Genomic DNA, 20,699 nt, shown 5'->3' with positions numbered 1-20,699 from the left:
AATTCAAATAATAAGCTCATGAAGTATAAAATATTATCTATAGCATTGTTAACCTTTGTGTTAACATCATGTTACGATCGTGAGTATTTTCAGCTTACCGAAACAGTCCAACCTGTTCTTTCAAGTAGTGAAAGTATTTCTGATGTCGTAATTGAGGAAGATGCACTTGACCAGGATTTTACCGTATTTATCTGGACAGCTGCCAGTTTCGGCGATGGCTTGCCCGATGCCGAATATGCATTAAGGATGGATTTGGCAGGAAATAATTTTCAAAACCCAATTTCATTGGGTAGAACAAAATCCTTAAGTATTTCTGTTTTAAACTCTCGTATGAACCAGAATTTGCTTTCAATGGGCATAGAGCCTGGAAGTTCGGCCAATATTGAGTTCCAGTTGCATGCATCCATAAATCCTGATGTGTCAACGATGTCAAATATTGTAACTTCAACCGTAACTCCTTTGGAGGTTGTAATTGAATACCCTACAATTTACCTCGCGGGTGATCATAATGGTTGGAGTTTTAACGATCAACTTTACTCCATGCGTAGTGACGAAATATATGAAGGTTTCATATATATGGACAATGGAGATAATTGGATTGGTTTTAAAATGTCATATGAACCTGATTGGATTGAAGAACTTGTTATTGGTGATCCTGAAGAGAGTGGTACTTCGGGAACTTTGCAAGTTGGTAATTGGGGTGGAAATAATATTTACGCCACCGAAGGGCCGGGTTATTACCGAATCAGAGCCAATCTGGTAAACAATACCATCTCTATTTTGAAAACAGAATGGGCAATTACAGGAGATTTTAATGGTTGGTCTTTTACGCCTTTGGTGTATGATACCGATGACAAGGTTTGGTCTGCAACAATTGATATGACAGCAGGAGGATTTAAATTTATTGCAAACGAAGATTGGTCTTTGGTCTTTGGTGATGATGATTTAAACGGTGTTCTTGATCCCGGACGTGACGACAATAACATTCAGATCACTGAAGATGGGAACTACAACATTATCATGGATTTAAGCGGAGCACCTTATATTTATTCAATCATAAAAAATTAGATTACAGTTTTATATGTGTGTGGTGATAACTCCTTTTGGAGCGCAGTTGGCAGCATTGCTGCCAACTGCTTAAACCTTTCATTACCGGTATTTTAGCCGAGATTTATTATAAACAGTATATTCATTTACAATGCAAAGAATTATATTATCAATCATAGGTTTTCTTACAGTATTTTGTTTGGTGGGAAATGAATCAAACTTTAATCGTTCCTACGTTGATGATGAAGGTGTTTTAAGATGGAGTGCCGACGATAGCGAAATTATGGGATTTGGTGTAAACTACTCTCTTCCTTTTGCTCATGCGTATCGCATGGCAAATCGATTGGGAATTTCACACGAAGAAGCCATAAAGCAGGATGTTTACCATTTTGCTCGTCTTGGGTTGGATTTATACAGAGTACATGTTTGGGATGTTGAAATTTCTGATGTGGAAGGAAATCTATTGCAAAATGAGCATCTTAGACTTTTTGATTTTGCAGTCGCCGAAATGAAAAAGCGGGGAATGAAATTCGTCATTACCCCCATTGCTTTTTGGGGAAATGGCTGGCCAGAACCCGATTTTGATACCCCCGGCTTTGCCACAAAATTTGGGAAGGAGGGATGTTTAACTAATCCGGATGCCATTAAAGCACAGGAGAATTATTTGTATCAGTTTTTAAATCACGTAAACCCCTACACAGAATTAGCTTATAAAGACGATCCTGACATTATAGCTTTTGAAGTAAGCAATGAGCCGCACCACGATGGAACGGTAGATGAGGTTATCGATTATATAAACCGATTGGTTGGTTCTATGCGAAAAACAGGAACCCAAACTCCTATTTTCTACAACATGAGTCATAGCATTCATCTTGTAGATGCCTATTTAAATGCCGATGTTCAAGGAGGTACTTTTCAATGGTATCCGGCTGGCCTTGTCGCAAATCGCCAAATTAATGGCAATTTTCTGCCGCATGTTGGAGAATACTATATCCCATTTGCAGATCATCCTCTGTTTAAAAAAATGGCAAAAATCGTTTATGAGTTTGATCCAGCCGATGTTGGAGGGAATTACATGTATCCTGCAATGGCTCGCAGTTTTCGTGAGGCTGGCATTCAGTTAGCCACACATTTCGATTATGATGCCATGTTTCTGGCTCCTTATAATACCAACTACGGGACTCACTATATGTCATTGCCTTATGCGCCTCAAAAAGCTTTAAGTCTGAAAATTGCTTCAGCCGTATTTCGCGAAATTCCAAGATATTCAAACTACGGTGGCTATCCTGTTAATAACCATTTTGAAGGTTTTAGAATTGATTATGAAAACGATTTGGTGGAGTGGGTTGCCAATGAGACTTTTCTTTATTCAAATAATACAACCTCAACACCTGATAATCCTGCTCTCCTTAGAAAAATTGCCGGATACGGCAATTCTCCTTTGATTAATTATGATGGTAAAGGGGCCTATTTCCTGGACAGAATTGGTGAAGACTCATGGAGATTGGAAGTGATGCCTGACGCCCATTGGATTGATGATCCCTATGGTAGGGTTAGTTTGGAAAACCAGGTGGCGGCTGTTAGTTATAACATACGTGAAATGAAGGTGGATTTGCCGTGCCTGGGAACTGATTTTATTATAACGGCTATTAATGATGGTAATGATTATAATACAGAAGCTAAAGAAAGGGCATTTTCAATTGTTCCCGGCGTTTTTATTCTTCAGAATAAAAACAGTGTACTGGAATTTTCTCCTTTTCAAGCATTGGGTAATATTCGCATGAACGAGTTTGTAGCACCTAAAGCCGATTTGTCAAAGATCATGATAAAAAACAATACCGTGTCTCAGGCTTGCGTAGGAACTAAAACATCGATTCATTTCGAGGTAATATCTCCTGAACTCCCACAGAAAGTGGAAGTTATTATGTATGGAAATGGAGGCAGCACCAGAACTGAGGCAATTTATATGGGAGCAGATATTTACAAAGTTGATATATATGAAAATCATCTGGTTCATGGAATATTAAATTATTACATAGTATTAACTTTCAATGAGAAAATTAAAAGTTTTCCTGCTGGTTTGGAAGGACAGCCCGGTGATTGGGACTTTTATGATCACTCGTTGTATACCATTAAATTTATTCCTGATGGAGAGCCTGTTCTTGTTTGGTCTGCCTTAGATGATTGGAGTGAAACTCTACGCATCTGGCACCCGGGAGTTTCATTAAAGCCATTGGGAAATAGGAATGCTGCGTTACATTTGAAAATGGATCATTTGCCGGATCGCAATTTGAAAAAGGGAAGCCGAAAAGATTATTCGTTCAAATTCTTCTTCGGTGATTTATTATCTGGCAGGAATTCCCGAATTGCAAATTCAAAAAAATTGGTATTGAATGCTTACACTCAATTAAATGATTATCAGCCAATTATAGTTGGGTTGGTTGATGTCAATGGAATTGCTTATTCTGTTGAAGTGGATATCATCCCGGGAAAGTCAATTTATCATATTTCGTTGGACAGTTTGGTTCAATCAGAATTTGCTGTCACACCGGGCGCATACCCTGAATATTTGCCACATTTTCAATCCTCAGAACATCTATTTCAGTTCAATCCGGCAAAGGCGGAGTCTGTTCAGGTCTCTATACGTCAAGGAAATATTGATGAAGTGGATTTTTGGATTGAATCCATTTGGATGGAGTAAATGGCTGGAAGCCAATTGTAAATGATGTCTAAGTAAAACCTCTGTTTTTAATCATTCAAACAAAAAAATGCATAAGAATATATACATTCCAATATTGTTATTAATCTCAGGATTTGTTTCGGCACAAACATTTTATAGAGGCAATGATCTTTCCTATGTTAATCAGATGGAAGATTGTGGTGCTGTTTTTAAGGAAGATGGAATACCCAAAGACCCTTTCCGGATTTTTGCTGATCAGGGAACCAACTTGGTTCGTGTGCGCCTTTGGCATAACCCTGATTGGCAAAACCGGTTGTCGCAACCCGAAGGGGTAAAATCGCAATACAGCGATTTTGAGGATGTAAAACTCACCATTATGCGTGCAAAGGCTGAGGGAATGGAGGTTATGCTCGATTTTCATTTGTCTGATTTTTGGGCCGATCCGGGACAACAATTAATACCTTCGGCATGGCTTGGTGTTGCAAACAATGTTGATTTGTTGGCCGATTCGGTTTATAATTATGTTTCAAAGGTTTTGTTGGCTTTGGATGAAGATGATTTAATGCCTGAAATTGTTAAAATTGGAAATGAAAATAACGCCGGTATTTTACGTCATACCGCGTTGTCGGATAATTTTCAGATTTCAGGGTCGGTTTCTGATAGCTGGTCACGTCATGCCAGACTTTTCAATGCAGGCATCCGAGCCGTTAGAGATGTTGGTGCTGATGCATCAGTCAATCCCCGGGTTGCACTGCATTTTTCCAACATCCGAAATTCAATAAACTGGTATCAGCGACTGATAGATAACGGCGTAACTGATTTTGATATCATTGGCTTGTCTTATTATTACGCCTGGCATGGATATAGCATTGCCGATCTTGGTATTACCATCAGATCCATGCGAAATCGATGGTCCCAATACGATGTGATGGTAGTAGAGACCGGATATTTATGGACTACTGAAAATTTCGATTATCTGGGCAATATCATAAACACACCAGATCCTGAATACCTTCCTGTTACTCCATTAAAACAACTTGAATACATGGTAGATTATACCCGAGAAGTTAAACGATCAGGAGGGATAGGAGTCATTTTCTGGGAGCCTGCTTGGGTATCCACTCCCTGTAGAACGCCATGGGGAGTTGGTTCATCTCATGACCATGTGGTGTTTTTCGATCCTGTAGAAAATAATTTCATGGAGAATGGTGGCGGTCGATGGACCAATGCTGAATTTTATGAAAATGTATCAAATTCCCGAAAAGTAACATTTAAGGTAGATATGGAGGAGCGCAATATCGAAGGAGGCGTTTACTTATCGGGAAGTTGGGCCAATGGGCAACTTCTAAAAATGGAAAGTTTGGGAAATAATGTTTTCTGGACATTTGCTTATTTACCTGTGGGGAGTGAAGGAGGTTATTTCTTTGTAGATGATAACGATATCAGTAACCGTGAAACGGTTCCTGAAGGTTGTGCAAATTGGGAAGGTACTGACCGCAAATATCAGGTTGACAATAGTCATGTTGTTTATGAATTTGTTTTTGGCTCCTGCGATGTTATTACCAAAATTAATCCTACTGTTACCTTTATGGTAGATATGAGCGGGCAGGATGTGTCACGGGGAGTTTTTATTACGGGAGAAATAACTCAACCGGAATGGACCATAGAGGAGATGTCTCATTTAGGTGATGGAATCTATTCCTGGACTACCCAATTGCCTCCGGGTGATGATGTTCTTGCATATTATTTCATGACCAACAGTAATTGGGATAATCTCAGTGCTTACAGGGAGATTGTTCCGGCCGAATGCCATGGAAAGTGGAGTGATCGAGGTATTGTTGTGGGTAGAAATGACACCATAGTCAGAAATGTTTGGAGCAGTTGTGAAACGTTTGGTTTAACATCTGCTGCAGAATTAAATCAGATTAATGATCAATTAGCCATTGTAACCAATTCAGAAAACTTTAAAGAAATACACATTCATCTGCAATCATTACATCCATATTTTGACATAGTTGTGTATAACAGCATGGGAACTAAACTTTATAAAACAAAAGTTTATGATGGAATGGTTGATGTTCCTGTTGCAATAAACTCTTCAGGATTACATTTTGTGCATGTTTCGAACGGAATTAACTCCGAGGTACATAAAGTGATTTTGCGTTGATTTATACATCCCTTTATATTATTTATTTTAACCTAAAATTATTGTCTTATGAAAAATTTTTACTCCACATTTAGCTGGAAATCAGTATTCACGACTCTATGTGTTGCCTTTTTATCTTTATCTGTTAGTGCAACAACTACAGTTACATTAAGGGTTGATATGACCGGCCAGGGCGTTTCTGAAGCGTTTGTTAGTGGTACTTTTACCGATAATGGTGGATGGTCAATACTGCCAATGACAAGAGAAGGAGAAACAGATGTGTATTTTATTGAACTGGAACTAACGCCTGGCGTGCTTGAAACTTACTATTTTTTAAGTGCCAATGACTGGAACACACGTGAGAGTGTTCCAGAAGCTTGCTGGACAGGAGAATGGGATAACCATAGAGGTTTCACTGTTCCTGATGAACCTGTAACATACGGATATATGTTTGGAGGATGCGATCCTGTTGGGTCAGAAGCGCCAGATCCTGTCGTAAAATTTGATATAACATTTAGAGTTGATATGACTGGACAGGATATATCTAATGGGGTATTTGTTACCGGCAACTTTACAGCAATTGGAGGTGGCGACTGGAATTTTGTTGAACTGCACAGGGAAGGAGAAACAGATGTATTCAGCTCTACAGTTTCCATACCCGAAGGGAATTATACTTATGCGTTCTGGAGACACAATAACTGGGAGGAAGAATATCGTGAAACGGTTCCTGAAGAGTGTGCACTTTCCGGAACAGTATTTGGCTGGGATACAGATCGCTTGTTAGTGGTAGCAGACTCAGATAAAACTGTTGAGGTTTTATTCGGAAGTTGCGACCCAATTGGAACACCTGTGTCTATAAAGAATCATGAAGTTCTAAATGTGGAATTGTACCCTGTTCCGGCAAGTGAGTTTTTGAATGTAGCATGGCCGGGAGCGTATGGTTCTGCCATCATTACCATTTATAATGTAAATGGAGGAAAAGTTGTTTCTCAAATTAATTCCTTTTCAGGTGATGGGATTTTATTGAATGTTTCAGCACTTCCAGCCGGTGTTTATCTGGTTGAAATAGAATTGGATGACCAACGAGTAGTAAAGAGGATTACCATAAAGTAATTCATATTCAATTATTGATGTGGGAGATTGATGGCAAATTTAATACGAACTGATAATAATAGATTATTATCAGTTCGTTATGTTCTAGTTGACAGGAATGTTTCTTTGTTTTAACAATTGCATTTGTTAGATTGCAATCTGATTTTGTGAAGTATTTGATGTTTTAAAATATTTTTAACATATTTGCGGTTTCGGATTATTATGTCTTTTTTTGTGATGGGTTTTCAAGGATTCCGAATTGCTTATTTAATATTGTTATTCTTCTTTTATGAAAAGTATCTGGTTGCTATATGTAGGGTTGAGTTTTATTGGTGTTGCAATTGTTTTAAGAGTTTTGGCATTTGATGCAACTTTAACCAGTGTGTTATTCTCTGTTGGAGGGCTTATCAAAATTTTATACCTCTTTTTAATGTACCGGGAAGCCAAATTGTGGCCTGGTAAAGAGATGCTCTTAATTCTTGCAGGAATTACATTAATAATAGTTGGAGCACAATTGCGGGACAACATCGCCCAAAGTTTTATAACATTACCAATAACCCTTACAGGCATAGCTCTTAAAATATCGTTTATTGTAGTGGCAATCAGAAAAGTTCGTGCTGCAAGAGTAAAACTAAATGGTACTGGTCAGGAATAAAAACATCCGAAAGAAATTGACTTTGCAATTTCAATCGGATGCCTCAAGTGCTGTAATTGTGAATATTATTAGCCGGTCAGTAGTGATTTAGAATATACAGCCCATTAGTTCTTAATATCGGATATTGTGGCAAAAGCCAGATTCACTTCTAGTTGATTCAGCGTTTTTTGCAGATATTCTTTAAATTCCAGTAAGGTTGTTATTCCGCCGGGCTCCTGTTCCCAGGCGGCCAGAAAATAGTACTCAACTTCTTTTAAGGGTTTTTCAAACACCACAAGATGGTTCAATGCATCACGCTTTACTTTGCCATTTTGACTTGAAGGATACAATACAGCAAGGCCCATATTATCACTGGCCAAACTTTGTTGTCCCCAGGATGCAATGGCTCTCCATTCACCATTCTTCCCTCTCATTTCAAACATATCGATCCCATTTTCAATGATAAATCCGGTACAAACATTCTCCTGGGGAATTTCAAATTTCAGAAACTCACGGGTCATTCTGCTATCGGCATCAATGGTTTTCAATGAAATGAGGTTGTTTTTTGTGTCGCCGGTTTGCCAGCCATAATACCATAGCTTTACCTGTGAGCGGATAAAACCATCGGCTTCTATTTTACACATCACGCTGTCGGTAGTTTCTACTCGAATGGCCTTTTCACCATCAAACCAACCGATAGAACCAATTCCCAGCGATCTTCCAACTTTTAATACGTCCATACCCCAGTCATCCATATGGTGATACGACTCAAAACCATCTACTCCAACGTCTTGTAGAACCATATCTGTCACTTTTTTGCCAAATACATCATTGGCATTTCTCCAATCCAGATACATTCTGTATCCAACCCTGTCAGATTCCCAGCCGGGACCTTCATATTTAATAAAGTAGGTATGATCGGTAAATCCGTCAGGAACTCTTAAAGAATCAAATCTGAAAAAGTTCCCACCACCACGATATCTGCCGTCACGCCAGTTGCCGGTGGTACGATGCCAAAGCTCGGCTTGCGTTTTTTTCTCAAAGTCAATGATCGCATCATCAGATGCTTCAAAGATGGAGACGATAACGCTGCTCTCAGCCGGAATGGTTGATTGAAATACGGCAACGTTCTTTATTCCATCTGCATTGTTGTCAGATAACTCCAAAGGACTGAGTTCATCATTGATTTTTGCAAAAAGCATTCCAGTGGCATTCGTTAGAGTGCTTTTTTGATCAGTTGTGAGGGATATCTCATGTACTCCGGTAATCGCTGTATTTGTTGGGTTTTCAACTTCAATGTAGAAGAGTTGATTGCTATTTCGGATTAACCTATTGTCCGAAGGGTGAGAACAACTTGCGACAAACAATGCCACAAGAAAAAATAGGAGAAGTTTTTTCATAGTTGGATAAATTAGTGATGATTATAATTCATTATTTATTTGGTTGTTAGTATGATAAGTCGTTGCTTAACCATGCGGTTGACTCCGCAAGTTAGCTGCGTTTTTTATAATTAGAGTCTCCACGAAAACTCGTCTAATCACACCCTCGCCCCTCTAACTCCCCGTTCGACTGAGTGTTCGACTGAGTGTTCGACTGAGCTCACACCGAAGCCTAAAGGGAAGGATTTCGACGCGCTGTCTGTTAGGTTTTTCCCCCTTGGCTTCGACGTGAGCTCAGCCGAACGGGGATTAAGGGGGGAAGAAGGTTGATTGCTATTTCTGGGCGTTTTCGCAGCAGCTACTAATTAGATTTAAACTATTCTGACGATTGGTTGCCATGAGTTTTTGCTGAGTCTGAAACTAGTCGGTTCAGCTCGTTCAGCTCCTTTGCAGTCAGGTTTCGCCATTTTCCCACAGGTAAATCCAGATGAATATTCATAATTCTTACTCTTTTCAGTGCGGTTACATTATAACCTAAATATTCGCACATTCGCCTGATTTGCCTGTTTAACCCTTGGGTAAGTATGATTTTAAATGATTGAGAATTAATTTGCTCAACATAACACTTTCGTGTTATGGTATCCAAAATAGGCACACCCTCACTCATTCGTCTTAAAAACTCCCTGGTGATGGGCTTATTAACCGTAACAACGTATTCTTTTTCATGATTATTGCGGGCACGCAATATTTTGTTTACAATATCGCCATCACTCGTTAAAAGAATAAGACCCTGACTGGGTTTATCAAGCCGTCCGATGGGAAAAATCCTTTGCGGATGTTTAATGAAATCCACAATGTTGTTTTTCTCCCGTTTGGTGTCGGTGGTGCAGACAATTCCAATGGGTTTATTAAATGCAATATAAACATGCTTCTTTCCCGAATCGGCGATTAATTTTCCATTTACCCGCACTTCATCATCGGGATTAACTTTGGTTCCTTTTTCAGGAACTTTCCCGTTTATGGTTACTTTGCCTGCTTCAATAAGTTCATCGGCTTTTCGTCGGGAACAAAAGCCTGTTTCGCTGAGGTATTTATTGATTCTTACTGGTTCCAAAATTAATATTTTTGGTTAATATGATATGTGATTGAGCAAGTTTTGCCACATGCAAAATTCTTTTCGCTTTTTCTTTGGCAAAATTACTAATTTTCCTGTAGCTTTGGGTTGGTTTGCAAATGATAGTGATACAGACAAAAACCGAATTCCTTCTTTTTTTGTAACATCGTTGTTATCCTGGCGTACCAATGTTAGTGAGAGATAAGAATTGTGATTTGAAATTTTGGATTAATATAGTGTATGAGTAAGAGTATTGAGTTCCCCGTGCTGAAGGTTCTTTCCGTTTCCACATCAGTCATTGCCATCGTTTTAGTGTTTAATCTGTTTGTTCAGTCCTCACCTCCGGTTAATATGCCAATTGGTGATGATGTTGAAATGAGTCTGTTTAAGCAAAACTATAGCATTCATGCTTTACCTATTCCCGATTCGCTTAATTTTGCCGGGGAGCGCGTTCCTTTGGAACGCACTTACGTCAGAGAGAGCTATGATAGAGAGATGTTGGTGAATACTTACTGGCAATCACAAACATTACTGCTAATAAAAAGAGCCAACAGGTATTTCCCGGTCATCGAACCAATACTCGAAGCAGAAGGCGTACCCGATGATTTCAAATATCTGGCATTGATAGAGAGCGGATTTTTGGAGCGTGCAGTATCACCCGCAGGAGCAGTGGGAGTATGGCAATTTTTGGCCGGAACCGCCCGCGATTATGGATTGGAAGTTAATCGGGAAGTTGACGAGCGCTATCACCTTGAAAAAAGTACTGTTGCTGCGGCTCGTTACTTAAAGGATTCTTATGAGCGTTTTGGTTCATGGACACTGGCTGCTGCTGCTTATAATGCCGGAAACCGTGGAATTACCAGACAAATGACTCGTCAAAAAGCCGATTGCTATTACGATCTTTTGCTGGTTGAAGAAACAGCCCGCTATGTTTTCCGAATACTTGCCATTAAAGAAATACTGTCTAAACCACATGAGTTTGGCTTTCACCTTGGCGAAGATGATTTGTATTACCCCATTGAAACGTATGATTTTGAAGTTAACGGAGCCATTGCCGACTTTGCCGATTTTGCTATAGAACACAACACCACTTATAAAGAGCTTAAAGATTTAAACCCTTGGTTAAGGGAGACATTCCTGACCAACAGTTCAGGCAGAAAATATACCCTAAAACTTCCAAAACAGGGTGCGTTTATTTTTGGGGTGGTGGAGTAGAGAGATCTTCTCGTTAGGATGAAATCTCAATTTCATGCTTATGAATTCAGTTAGCGTGAGTTTTAAATTCTTACTGTTATAACTGTTTGGTTCATACGAAAAATTATTTTGAAAATCTGTACTCTGATGATTAACCTTATAACCTAAAATATGCAGACGAGTAAAAAGAACTTTGATGAGATTTTTGATACACTTCGACCTGTATTGGATTCTTTAGAGGAGATAAGAAAGAAAAGATTTAAAAAATATCGGTTCTACATAATTTTGAGTATACTATCAGTTGGTATCTTTATAATTGGGATATTGAATGATGTTTTTCTACTAATATTATTTTTAACATTGCCAATTCTGTTTGTCACAGACCTTTTTGACGATATGAATGAAGCAGTTAAGGAATTGCGACCTAGATTTAAAAATGAGATTGTGTTGAGATTGTTGGAATACTTCTACGATGATTTAAGGTATGTTCCCAATCAGAGAGTAAATATTAATCTCCTTCGAAAAAGCCTGCTTTTTAGAAAATATGTTTATTGGCATTCTGGTGAAGACTTCGTCAGTTGTAAAGTAAGTAATATTGATGTATGTTTTTCAGAAGTAAAGGCTTATAATTTAAACGACCAAAGTCCGATTTTTAAAGGATTTTTTATTGTAGTTTTATTTAACAAAAAATTTAGAACAAAAACAGTGGTGGTAAATCGCCGTGAAAGAACATTATTCAGAAAGGCTCGATTAAATCTTTTTAAATCGATGGACAATCCGGCTTATATCAATCTGGAGAATATTGAGTTTAATGAGAAATTTCTTGTAATTGGAGAAGACCAAATTGATGCGCGCTATAAACTCACGCCCGCTCTTATGGAAAGGATGTTGAATTACAAGAAAAAACTTAATACCCCGGTTTCATTTTCGTTCATTGAAAACTATCTGTATGTTGCCATTCCTTCGGGTGTAAATCTTTTTGAACCTTCTATATTAAGTCCTATAAACGATAAGCAGTTATTAAAAAATGATTATATCTATCTTGAACTGATAACAGGCATCGTAAAAGATTTAGATTTGAATACACGAATCTGGGCTTAAATTGTCAACCACTTTACTATAAAACTCCAACCTCCATCAAACAAAAAACGCTTTAAAATCCTTATCTTTGCAGATTGATTTTTTTAGACGAGCAAAATATGCAAAAGGACGGATCTGCGTTATCTCAGCCGGTTGTAACCGATGCCGAAAGAATAGATGTACTGGGTGCCAGGGTGCACAATCTCAAGAATATTGATGTTTCAATTCCACGCAACGAATTGGTTGTAATCACCGGTTTAAGCGGCAGTGGAAAATCATCCCTTGCATTTGATACCATATATGCCGAAGGCCAGCGTCGGTATATTGAAACATTTTCGGCCTATGCACGCCAGTTTCTTGGGGGGATGGAACGTCCGGATGTGGATAAAATTACCGGACTGAGTCCGGTCATCTCCATTGAGCAAAAAACCACGGGTAAAAACCCACGCTCCACCGTTGGTACCATTACTGAAATTTATGATTTTCTCCGGCTTCTTTATGCCAGGGCAGGGGAGGCTTATTCCCATTTGTCGGGGGAGAAAATGGTGAAATACACCGATCAGCAGATTCTTGATTTAATTTTATCTCGATTCGAGGGGAAGAACGTTTACATCCTTTCACCCATGGTGAAAGGCCGAAAGGGGCACTACAAAGAGCTGTTTGAGCAGATTCGGAAAAAAGGGTTTCTTTATGTACGTGTCGATGGTGAAATCAAAGAGATTCGTCATGGCATGAAGGTAGATCGCTATAAAAACCACTTCATAGAAGTGGTTGTGGATAAGCTCAGGGTTGAGCCAAAAGATCGGAAGCGACTGGAGGAATCGGTAAAACTTGCCATGAAACAGGGTCGCAACACCATGATGGTTATTGAGAAAGATGGCGAAGAGCCACGTTATTTCAGTCGCTTGTTGATGTGTCCTGTAACCGGAATTGCATATAACGAACCCGCGCCTCACTCGTTCTCCTTTAACTCGCCGCAGGGCGCCTGCCAAAAATGTAAAGGGTTGGGCATGGTTGATGAGGCCGACATGCAGAAAATCATTCCCGATCCCAAACTGAGCATTTATCGTGGTGGGATTGATGCACTTGGGAAGTACAAAAACTCGCTGATATTTTGGCAATTGGAAGCCATTGCCGAAAAATTTGGCTTTACATTAAAAACATCCATCGAAAACATACCGGAGGATGGCCTTGAAGCCATCCTCTATGGAACCAACGAGCCATTGACATTGAAAAACACCCCGCTTGGAACCACGTCCAACTATTTTCTAAGCTTCGATGGGGTGATTAAATACATTCTTGAACAACAATCAAACGAAAGTTCAGCCAGTGCAAAGCGGTGGGCCAATCAATACATTGCACATAAAAAGTGTCCCGAATGTAGCGGCCTGAGGTTGAACAAAGAGGCATTGCATTTTCGAATAGGTGGAAAAAATATTGCCGAGCTTTCGAAGATGGATCTCTCTGTTTTAAAGGAGTGGTTCACGGGTATAGAGGAAAGACTATCTGATAAGCAAAAGCTGATTGCAGCAGAAATCTTAAAGGAGATTCGTTCCCGACTTGGGTTTATGGTGGATGTGGGATTGGATTATCTCGCGCTGGACAGGGGTGCTATGACGCTTTCAGGAGGCGAAAGCCAACGCATTCGCCTTGCTACCCAAATTGGTTCTCAGTTGGTGAATGTCCTTTACATTTTGGATGAACCGTCCATCGGACTTCATCAACGTGATAATCATCGGTTAATTGATTCTCTTAAACAATTGCGCGATACCGGAAATTCGGTTTTGGTTGTTGAACACGACCGGGATATGATGATGGCAGCCGACCATGTGATTGATATGGGGCCGCGAGCCGGTCGTTTTGGCGGCGAAGTGGTGGCGCAGGGAACGCCTTTGCAGATTCTTAATTCCAAATCGCTCACTGCCGATTATCTCACAGGAAAGAAAAGCATTCTGATGCCGGCAAAGAGGCGTGAAGGCAACGGCAAATCTGTTGTAATTAAAGGTGCATCCGGCAATAATCTGAAAAGTATTGATGTCGCTTTTCCTTTGGGGAAATTTATTTGTGTGACGGGTGTTTCGGGAAGTGGGAAATCTACTTTGGTAAACGAAACGCTTTATCCAATTCTGAACAAGCACGTTTATAACGGGGTTAAGGAGCCTTTGGCCTTTAAGTCGGTTAAAGGGCTTGAGCATGTGGATAAAGTAGTGGATGTGGATCAATCGCCGCTTGGCAGAACGCCGCGTTCAAACCCGGCAACCTATACCAAAATTTTTGATGAAATTAGAAAACTTTTTGCTGAACTGCCGGAGGCAAAAATAAGGGCATATAAACCTGGCCGTTTTTCCTTTAATGTGGCTGGGGGACGATGCGAAACCTGTAAGGGAGGAGGTGTTCAGGTTATTGAAATGAATTTTCTTCCGGATGTTATGGTGGAGTGTCCCGATTGTAGCGGGAAACGCTACAATCGCGAAACACTGGAGGTTCGCTATAAGGGAAAATCCATCAGCGATGTACTTAATTTGACCATCAATCAAGCGGTAGAATTCTTTGAAAATATTCCTTCTTTGCAAAATAAAGTTAAAATGCTGCAAAGAGTTGGGTTGGGTTATATCAAACTGGGTCAATCGTCAACAACCTTGTCGGGTGGGGAGTCGCAACGTGTTAAACTCTCTTCGGAACTGGCTAAAAAGGACACGGGTAAAACCATCTACATTCTTGATGAACCAACCACAGGGCTTCATTTTGAAGACATCAGGGTATTACTTGATGTGCTTAATCAGTTGGTGGACAGGGGAAATACCGTGATTGTTATTGAACACAACATGGATGTGGTAAAAGCAGCTGATTATCTAATAGATATAGGTCCCGAAGGAGGAAGCATGGGCGGAGAGCTTGTTTTCAGTGGTACACCTGAAGAGATCATTAAAGTAAAGAATAGTTATACGGGTGAGTTTTTGCTTCAGGAGCCGGAATTTCAACTTCAGAAAAAAAGCTAGGAATGGTATTGGAGAATTGGCTTCAAATCTGTATTTTGAGGTATTGCTTCCCGATGAACGATATTAATTAAAAATTTCCGGATGGAATGGATTTCATCAATTTCTGAAAACCCTTTTTACGAATTTGCCATCATACTGGCTCTGGCTGCAATGCTCGGAGCAATAGGGCAGCTTTTAAAACAACCGTTAATCGTTGTTTTTATTGCGCTTGGAATAATCGTTGGACCTTCTGCACTTGATATCGTCTCTTCAAAAGATAACATACATCTGCTGGCTGAAATTGGCATTGCTGTCCTCCTCTTTATTGTAGGGTTAAAACTCGACCTCAGAATTATAAAATCGGTGGGAAAAGTTGCGCTGCTCACTGGTATGGGACAGGTTTTGTTTACCTCTCTTTTTGGGTATTTCATTGGACTGGCGCTTGGCTTTTCTTCCCTGCACAGTTTTTATATTGCAGTAGCACTGACTTTTTCCAGCACCATCATCATTGTTAAGCTTTTATCCGACAAAAAGGAGATTGATTCATTACACGGTCAAATCGCCATCGGGTTTCTGATTGTGCAGGATATTGTTGTGATTCTGGTGATGATTATTCTTTCTGCAATGGGCAGGAGCGAGGAGGCATCGCTCACAAACGATGTGATTAAAACGTTCTTTTCGGGCATCGGACTGTTGGTAGTGACGGTTGTTGCCATGAAATGGGTCATTCCATGGCTGAGTGCTTTTTTGGCCAAGTCACAGGAGTTGCTGACTCTTTTTGCCATTGCCTGGGCTGTTGCTTTTACAGCTACCGGAGAATTGATTGGGTTCAGTGGAGAAGTAGGTGCGTTTTTAGCCGGGGTAAGTCTTGCCTCTTCGCCATTTAAAGATGTCATCAGCAGCAGGCTGGTGAGCTTGCGGGATTTTCTGTTGTTATTCTTTTTTGTTCTGCTGGGATTGGAGTTGGACATGTCGGTTATCAGTAGTCAAATTACACCAGCCTTTATTTTTTCGATTTTTGTATTGATTGGAAACCCCATCATCGTTCTGATAATTATGGGGATTATGGGATATCGCAAACGGACTTCTTTTCTGGCTGGTTTAACGGTTGCTCAAATCAGCGAATTTTCGCTGATTTTCGCCGGACTGGGACTTTATGTGGGGCACATTACTGAAGAGATAGTTGGACTGATTACATTAGTTGGGTTGATAACCATTGGTTTATCAACCTATTTGATACTCTATTCCCACCAGATTTATGGTTATATTTCACCTGTTTTAAGCATCTTTGAAAGGAAGAATCCTTTCAGAGAAAACGAGGAAGTCTCCTCAATGCAAAAGAAGTATGATTTAATTTTAATCGGGTTGGGGCGTTTTGGTAAGAAACTTGCAGAAAATTTGGATGAACATCCTGAGTTCAATTACCTGGTGGTTGATTTTGACCCTGAGGTGGTAAAAAAGGAGCAGAAACGAGGGCGGGATATCATTTACGGAGATATGGAAGACCCTGATTTATTGCACCAGATGCCTCATAAGGATGCTCGAATCATTGTCAGTTCGGTGGCGGATTATAATCATTCCATACAATTGATGAAATCGTTAAGGCATGAAGGCTATGAAGGAAGGGTATATTTAACGGCTGCGAGTGACGAAAGCCATAAATTGCTTAGTGTATGTGGCGCTGAACAAGTTCTCAGACCCCATTACATGGCAGCAAATAATTTTTACCAGGATTACTTGAAGAAATTGATTTAGCAGAATCAATCCGGATTTCACTCAATGAATGGCTTCAAATCAACCGGTGAGACACACATAAAAAATAGGAAATTTTTATAAACAACGATACCATGACCACAAAAGAGATAAAGATTAAGTGTTTGAACAATAATAAAGAAATCATGGTGCCACGAGGCACCACTTTACTGGAAGCCGCCGAGAAACTCAAAGTAAACCTTTCAAACCCAATATTGGGCGCATTGGTGAACAATCGCCTTCGTAATGCCGGTTATGAATTTTTTCAACCCAAAACAGTTCGTTTTATTGATGTAACTCATGTGGATGGCATGAGAATGTACATCCGAAGTCTCTCTTTCGTACTTTATGCTGCGGTTCAGGAGATGTATCCTGGCGCACGTTTACGCATAGAGCATTCTGTAAGTAAAGGGTTTTACTGTGAACTGGATAATCTTGAATGCGAGCTAACAGTGCAAATGACAATCGACTTGGCCGCAAAAATGCGGGAAATTGTTGAAAGAAATATTCCTATTGAGAAAAAGAAGGAGGAGACCGAAGAGGTTGTCAGGCTTTTTGATGAGCATGGACTTTGTGATAAAATTGACCTTATAAAGCACCGTGGTCAATATTATACTTCTTATTACAAAATGGGAGAGCACATTGGAGTCTTCTATGGTTTTATGGTTCCATCTACCGGCTATCTTAAAGTTTTCGACCTGAATAAATACTACAATGGAATGTTACTTCGTGTGCCAAAATCTTACAATCCCGAAGTTGTTGAAGATTTGGTGATACAAAACAAATTGTTTGAGATTTTCAGGGAGTTCAGCCAATGGAATAAGATTCTGAACGTGACCAAAATCAGTGATTTAAATAAAGCTGCAGGCAATGGAAAATCTGAGACCCTCATTAAAGTTACAGAAGCGCTTCATGAAAAGAAGATTTCTCAAATTGCCGATAGAATTGCTGCACGTAAGAATAAGATTAAAATAGTCTTAATCAGTGGGCCTTCGTCCAGTGGAAAAACAACCTTCGGAAAACGTTTGGCTGTGCAACTGCTGGTTTCGGGAATAAAGCCTTTAAATCTTTCGCTGGATAACTATTTTGTAAACCGCGAAAACACTCCGTTGGATGAAAATGGTGATTATGACTTTGAAGCATTGGAGGCCATTGATTTAAAATTGTTTAATGAGCATCTGGTAGCTTTGTTAGAGGGTGAAGAAGTTGAAATTCCACGTTTTTCTTTTGAAACAGGCGAACGATATTACGACGGCGAAAAACTAAGAATGGGAAGTGAGAATATCCTTATTATAGAGGGAATTCATGGTCTTAATCCTTCGTTGACACCTTCTGTACCTGATGATGCCAAATATAAGGTTTATGTTTCTGCACTAACCGGTATTAATATTGATGATCATACACGAATTCCAACCACCGATAATCGTCTGATACGACGAATTGTTCGTGATTATAAATACCGTAAATATTCAGCACAGGATACCATTTCAAGGTGGGCAAGCGTGCGCCGGGGTGAGGAGAAACATATTTTCCCTTATCAGGAAGAGGCCGACGTGATGTTTAACACAGCACTATTGTACGAGTTCGCTGTGCTTAAGCCTTTTGCCGAACCTATTCTACTGGAAGTTCAAGCCAATCAGCCGGAATACTCTGAAGCAACACGTTTACTTAAGTTTTTTAGCTATTTTAAACCCATGCAACTCAACGGAATTCCTCCGACTTCCATTTTAAGGGAGTTTTTGGGTGGAAGTAGCTTTTCCTATTAATGATTTGAATATGTTTGTTTTAAATAAGGTTTAGTTTTAACCGAAAAAGATTTCACTACTGTTCGGCTAAGTTCTTTTACGATGATAATCTATATTAATTAGTAGGTCAATAGTGAAAAGATTTATAACAAAAAATATATCGCATGCGATATATTTTTTGTACATTTGTATCGTGAACGATATAAACGTAAGCGATAAAAAATAATCATGGAATCATTAATCTACAATTTTAACGCAATTTCCCTACAAGGTAAGGAAATAAGCATGGAAGAGTATAAAGGCAAAACCATTTTGGTTGTGAATACAGCGAGTAAATGCGGCCTTTCGCCGCAGTTTGAAGGATTGGAGAACCTCTATCAAAAATACAAGGACAAAGGATTGGTGATTTTGGGTTTTCCTTGTAATCAATTTGGAAATCAGGAGCCTGGAGATGAAAAATCCATATCTGAGGGTTGTTTGATGAATTATGGAGTTACTTTTCCAATGTTTTCAAAAGTTGAGGTAAATGGCGACAATGCTCACCCATTGTATCGGTTTTTGAAAATGAAGTTAGGAGGAGTTTTTGGAAGTAAAATAAAATGGAATTTTACTAAATTTCTGGTTGATAAAAACGGAAAACCGATGAAACGGTTTTCACCTTTTACCAAGCCTGAAAAGATTGACAAATATCTGTCAGAAATTCTAAAATAGTTAAGATGGAATACGATCAGCTGAAACTTGAAAACCAACTTTGCTTCCCTGTATATGCCGCGTCACGTCTCATCATCAGGGAATATCAGCCGTTTCTGGATAAATTGGGGATTACATATCCCCAATATCTGGTTTTAATGGTATTGTGGGAAACTGATGAAATTACTGTAAATGAAATTTCCGGAAAACTGATTCTCAATACCAATACTGTTACACCTCTATTAAAAAGAATGGAGGCATTGGGGTTGATCAAAAGGGTTCGTTCTAATAGTGACGAGCGGAAGGTTCTGATAAGCCTTTCCGATAAAGGCAAAAAAATGCGTGAAAAAGCTGCATCGATACCTCTTCAACTGATTGAAAAAATCAATGATGAAAGCATTGATTTGAATATACTCATGGAATTAAAAAATACTTTGAATAGTCTCATTTCACTTTTAGATAAACCTCGCAAAGGTTAGATTGTGATATTTAATCCCGTAATATTTTTTCCATCTTGCGGCCATTTGCCAACTCATCCACCAACTTATCCAAATAACGTACTTTTTGGGTTAAAGGGTTTGTAATTTCCTCTATGCGATATCCACAAATTGTCCCCTTTATTAAATGCGAATTTTTGTTAAGGTTTGCCTCGCTAAAAAATGTTTCGAATGTTACATCTGATTCTGCCAGCTCATTAATTTTTTCATCATTGAAGCCGGTAAGCCACTCAATAACCTGATGCAACTCTTCTTTGGTTCTTCCTTTGCTTTCAACCTTTGTTATGTAGTGGGGATAGACTGAGGCGAATGTCATTTTAGCCATTCGCTCATCATGTTCAGGTGTTGTCTTCATTGCTTATTAATTAAATCAATACTCATAAGAGAGCATCCATCTTACACCAAATTTATCGATTACCATGGCAAACAAACTGCCCCAGAATTCTTTTTTTAATTCACTTACAATTTCTCCTCCTTCGGATAGATGATTATAAAGCGTTTTGATTTCATCCTCGCTGCTACAATTCAGGCTTAATTGCACGGAATTTCCATTTATGGCCTCACCCTGTCCGCACATGCAAAATCCGGAGGCATCCGGACACCCGTTCTGGAATTATCCGGGCAGGCATTCCGGTAATATCCGGACATGCGTTCTGGAATTATCCGGACAG

Annotated in this window: 16 protein-coding genes; 12 read left to right on the top strand and 4 right to left on the bottom strand. The window is 39.4% G+C overall.

Features of this window, described 5'->3' with window-relative positions:
• Positions 1–18 precede the first annotated feature (18 nt).
• From EV194_RS11685 to EV194_RS11665, 5 genes are all read left to right on the top strand, one after another.
• The gene (locus EV194_RS11685) at positions 19–1,068 is read left to right on the top strand and encodes a SusE domain-containing protein (RefSeq protein WP_132434225.1); all 1,050 of its coding nucleotides are present in this window, start codon (positions 19–21) and stop codon (positions 1,066–1,068) included.
• A gap of 130 nt (positions 1,069–1,198) precedes the next feature.
• Positions 1,199–3,748, top strand: a complete 2,550-nt coding sequence (locus tag EV194_RS11680) for a glycoside hydrolase 5 family protein (protein ID WP_132434224.1) — start codon at positions 1,199–1,201, stop codon at positions 3,746–3,748.
• Between the two features lie 67 nt (positions 3,749–3,815).
• Entirely contained in the window at positions 3,816–5,894 is a 2,079-nt protein-coding gene (locus EV194_RS11675) for a glycoside hydrolase family 53 protein (protein WP_132434223.1), read from the top strand.
• A 48-nt stretch (positions 5,895–5,942) separates the two neighbouring features.
• Positions 5,943–6,986: a T9SS type A sorting domain-containing protein gene (locus tag EV194_RS11670; protein WP_132434222.1), complete on the top strand. Its 1,044-nt coding sequence runs from the start codon at positions 5,943–5,945 to the stop codon at positions 6,984–6,986.
• A 268-nt stretch (positions 6,987–7,254) separates the two neighbouring features.
• Entirely contained in the window at positions 7,255–7,620 is a 366-nt protein-coding gene (locus EV194_RS11665) for a hypothetical protein (RefSeq protein ID WP_132434221.1), read from the top strand.
• A 104-nt stretch (positions 7,621–7,724) separates the two neighbouring features.
• On the opposite strand, the gene EV194_RS11660 is transcribed toward EV194_RS11665, so the two are convergent.
• Together EV194_RS11660 and rluF are read right to left on the bottom strand one after the other, a co-directional pair.
• Positions 7,725–8,999 carry a DUF4861 family protein gene (locus tag EV194_RS11660; protein ID WP_132434220.1) on the bottom strand — a complete coding sequence of 425 codons (1,275 nt, stop codon included), beginning with the start codon at positions 8,997–8,999 and terminating at the stop codon, positions 7,725–7,727.
• 355 nt (positions 9,000–9,354) lie between these two features.
• Positions 9,355–10,092: a 23S rRNA pseudouridine(2604) synthase RluF gene (gene rluF, locus EV194_RS11655; protein WP_132434219.1), complete on the bottom strand. Its 738-nt coding sequence runs from the start codon at positions 10,090–10,092 to the stop codon at positions 9,355–9,357.
• Positions 10,093–10,332: 240 nt separating this feature from the next.
• Between rluF and EV194_RS11650 the strand changes: the two genes are divergently transcribed.
• From EV194_RS11650 to EV194_RS11620, 7 genes are all read left to right on the top strand, one after another.
• Positions 10,333–11,307: a lytic transglycosylase domain-containing protein gene (locus tag EV194_RS11650; protein WP_132434218.1), complete on the top strand. Its 975-nt coding sequence runs from the start codon at positions 10,333–10,335 to the stop codon at positions 11,305–11,307.
• A 375-nt stretch (positions 11,308–11,682) separates the two neighbouring features.
• The gene (locus EV194_RS11645; RefSeq protein ID WP_165921877.1) at positions 11,683–12,387 is read left to right on the top strand and encodes a DUF3137 domain-containing protein; all 705 of its coding nucleotides are present in this window, start codon (positions 11,683–11,685) and stop codon (positions 12,385–12,387) included.
• Positions 12,388–12,485: 98 nt separating this feature from the next.
• Positions 12,486–15,365, top strand: coding sequence for an excinuclease ABC subunit UvrA (gene uvrA / locus EV194_RS11640; RefSeq protein ID WP_132434216.1), 2,880 nt, complete (start codon positions 12,486–12,488; stop codon positions 15,363–15,365).
• A gap of 81 nt (positions 15,366–15,446) precedes the next feature.
• A complete protein-coding gene (locus EV194_RS11635) occupies positions 15,447–17,099 on the top strand; it encodes a cation:proton antiporter (RefSeq protein ID WP_132434215.1) in 1,653 nt (550 codons plus the stop codon).
• Positions 17,100–17,191: 92 nt separating this feature from the next.
• Positions 17,192–18,862, top strand: a complete 1,671-nt coding sequence (locus EV194_RS11630; protein ID WP_132434214.1) for a nucleoside kinase — start codon at positions 17,192–17,194, stop codon at positions 18,860–18,862.
• 207 nt (positions 18,863–19,069) lie between these two features.
• On the top strand, positions 19,070–19,552 hold the full coding sequence (locus tag EV194_RS11625) for a glutathione peroxidase (RefSeq protein ID WP_132434213.1): 483 nt from the start codon (positions 19,070–19,072) through the stop codon (positions 19,550–19,552).
• 5 nt (positions 19,553–19,557) lie between these two features.
• Positions 19,558–20,010 carry a MarR family winged helix-turn-helix transcriptional regulator gene (locus EV194_RS11620; protein ID WP_132434212.1) on the top strand — a complete coding sequence of 151 codons (453 nt, stop codon included), beginning with the start codon at positions 19,558–19,560 and terminating at the stop codon, positions 20,008–20,010.
• 10 nt (positions 20,011–20,020) lie between these two features.
• On the opposite strand, the gene EV194_RS11615 is transcribed toward EV194_RS11620, so the two are convergent.
• Together EV194_RS11615 and EV194_RS11610 are read right to left on the bottom strand one after the other, a co-directional pair.
• On the bottom strand, positions 20,021–20,383 hold the full coding sequence (locus tag EV194_RS11615; protein WP_132434211.1) for a DUF2200 domain-containing protein: 363 nt from the start codon (positions 20,381–20,383) through the stop codon (positions 20,021–20,023).
• 15 nt (positions 20,384–20,398) lie between these two features.
• Entirely contained in the window at positions 20,399–20,605 is a 207-nt protein-coding gene (locus EV194_RS11610; RefSeq protein ID WP_262708665.1) for a VOC family protein, read from the bottom strand.
• Positions 20,606–20,699: the final 94 nt, after the last annotated feature.

Source organism: Natronoflexus pectinivorans (genome assembly GCF_004345615.1).
GTDB classification, from domain to species: Bacteria; Bacteroidota; Bacteroidia; order Bacteroidales; family Marinilabiliaceae; genus Natronoflexus; species Natronoflexus pectinivorans.
Note: the sequence above shows the minus strand (reverse complement) of the source record. Positions and strands in the feature narration are given on the sequence as shown.

Coding starts and splice junctions, on each gene's coding strand:
- EV194_RS11685 (WP_132434225.1), top strand. CDS start 19: ATGAAGTATAAAATATTATCTATAGCATTGTTAACCTTTGTGTTAACA.
- EV194_RS11680 (WP_132434224.1), top strand. CDS start 1,199: ATGCAAAGAATTATATTATCAATCATAGGTTTTCTTACAGTATTTTGT.
- EV194_RS11675 (WP_132434223.1), top strand. CDS start 3,816: ATGCATAAGAATATATACATTCCAATATTGTTATTAATCTCAGGATTT.
- EV194_RS11670 (WP_132434222.1), top strand. CDS start 5,943: ATGAAAAATTTTTACTCCACATTTAGCTGGAAATCAGTATTCACGACT.
- EV194_RS11665 (WP_132434221.1), top strand. CDS start 7,255: ATGAAAAGTATCTGGTTGCTATATGTAGGGTTGAGTTTTATTGGTGTT.
- EV194_RS11660 (WP_132434220.1), bottom strand. CDS start 8,999: ATGAAAAAACTTCTCCTATTTTTTCTTGTGGCATTGTTTGTCGCAAGT.
- EV194_RS11650 (WP_132434218.1), top strand. CDS start 10,333: ATGAGTAAGAGTATTGAGTTCCCCGTGCTGAAGGTTCTTTCCGTTTCC.
- EV194_RS11645 (WP_165921877.1), top strand. CDS start 11,683: ATGAATGAAGCAGTTAAGGAATTGCGACCTAGATTTAAAAATGAGATT.
- uvrA (WP_132434216.1), top strand. CDS start 12,486: ATGCAAAAGGACGGATCTGCGTTATCTCAGCCGGTTGTAACCGATGCC.
- EV194_RS11635 (WP_132434215.1), top strand. CDS start 15,447: ATGGAATGGATTTCATCAATTTCTGAAAACCCTTTTTACGAATTTGCC.
- EV194_RS11630 (WP_132434214.1), top strand. CDS start 17,192: ATGACCACAAAAGAGATAAAGATTAAGTGTTTGAACAATAATAAAGAA.
- EV194_RS11625 (WP_132434213.1), top strand. CDS start 19,070: ATGGAATCATTAATCTACAATTTTAACGCAATTTCCCTACAAGGTAAG.
- EV194_RS11620 (WP_132434212.1), top strand. CDS start 19,558: ATGGAATACGATCAGCTGAAACTTGAAAACCAACTTTGCTTCCCTGTA.
- EV194_RS11615 (WP_132434211.1), bottom strand. CDS start 20,383: ATGAAGACAACACCTGAACATGATGAGCGAATGGCTAAAATGACATTC.
- EV194_RS11610 (WP_262708665.1), bottom strand. CDS start 20,605: ATGTGCGGACAGGGTGAGGCCATAAATGGAAATTCCGTGCAATTAAGC.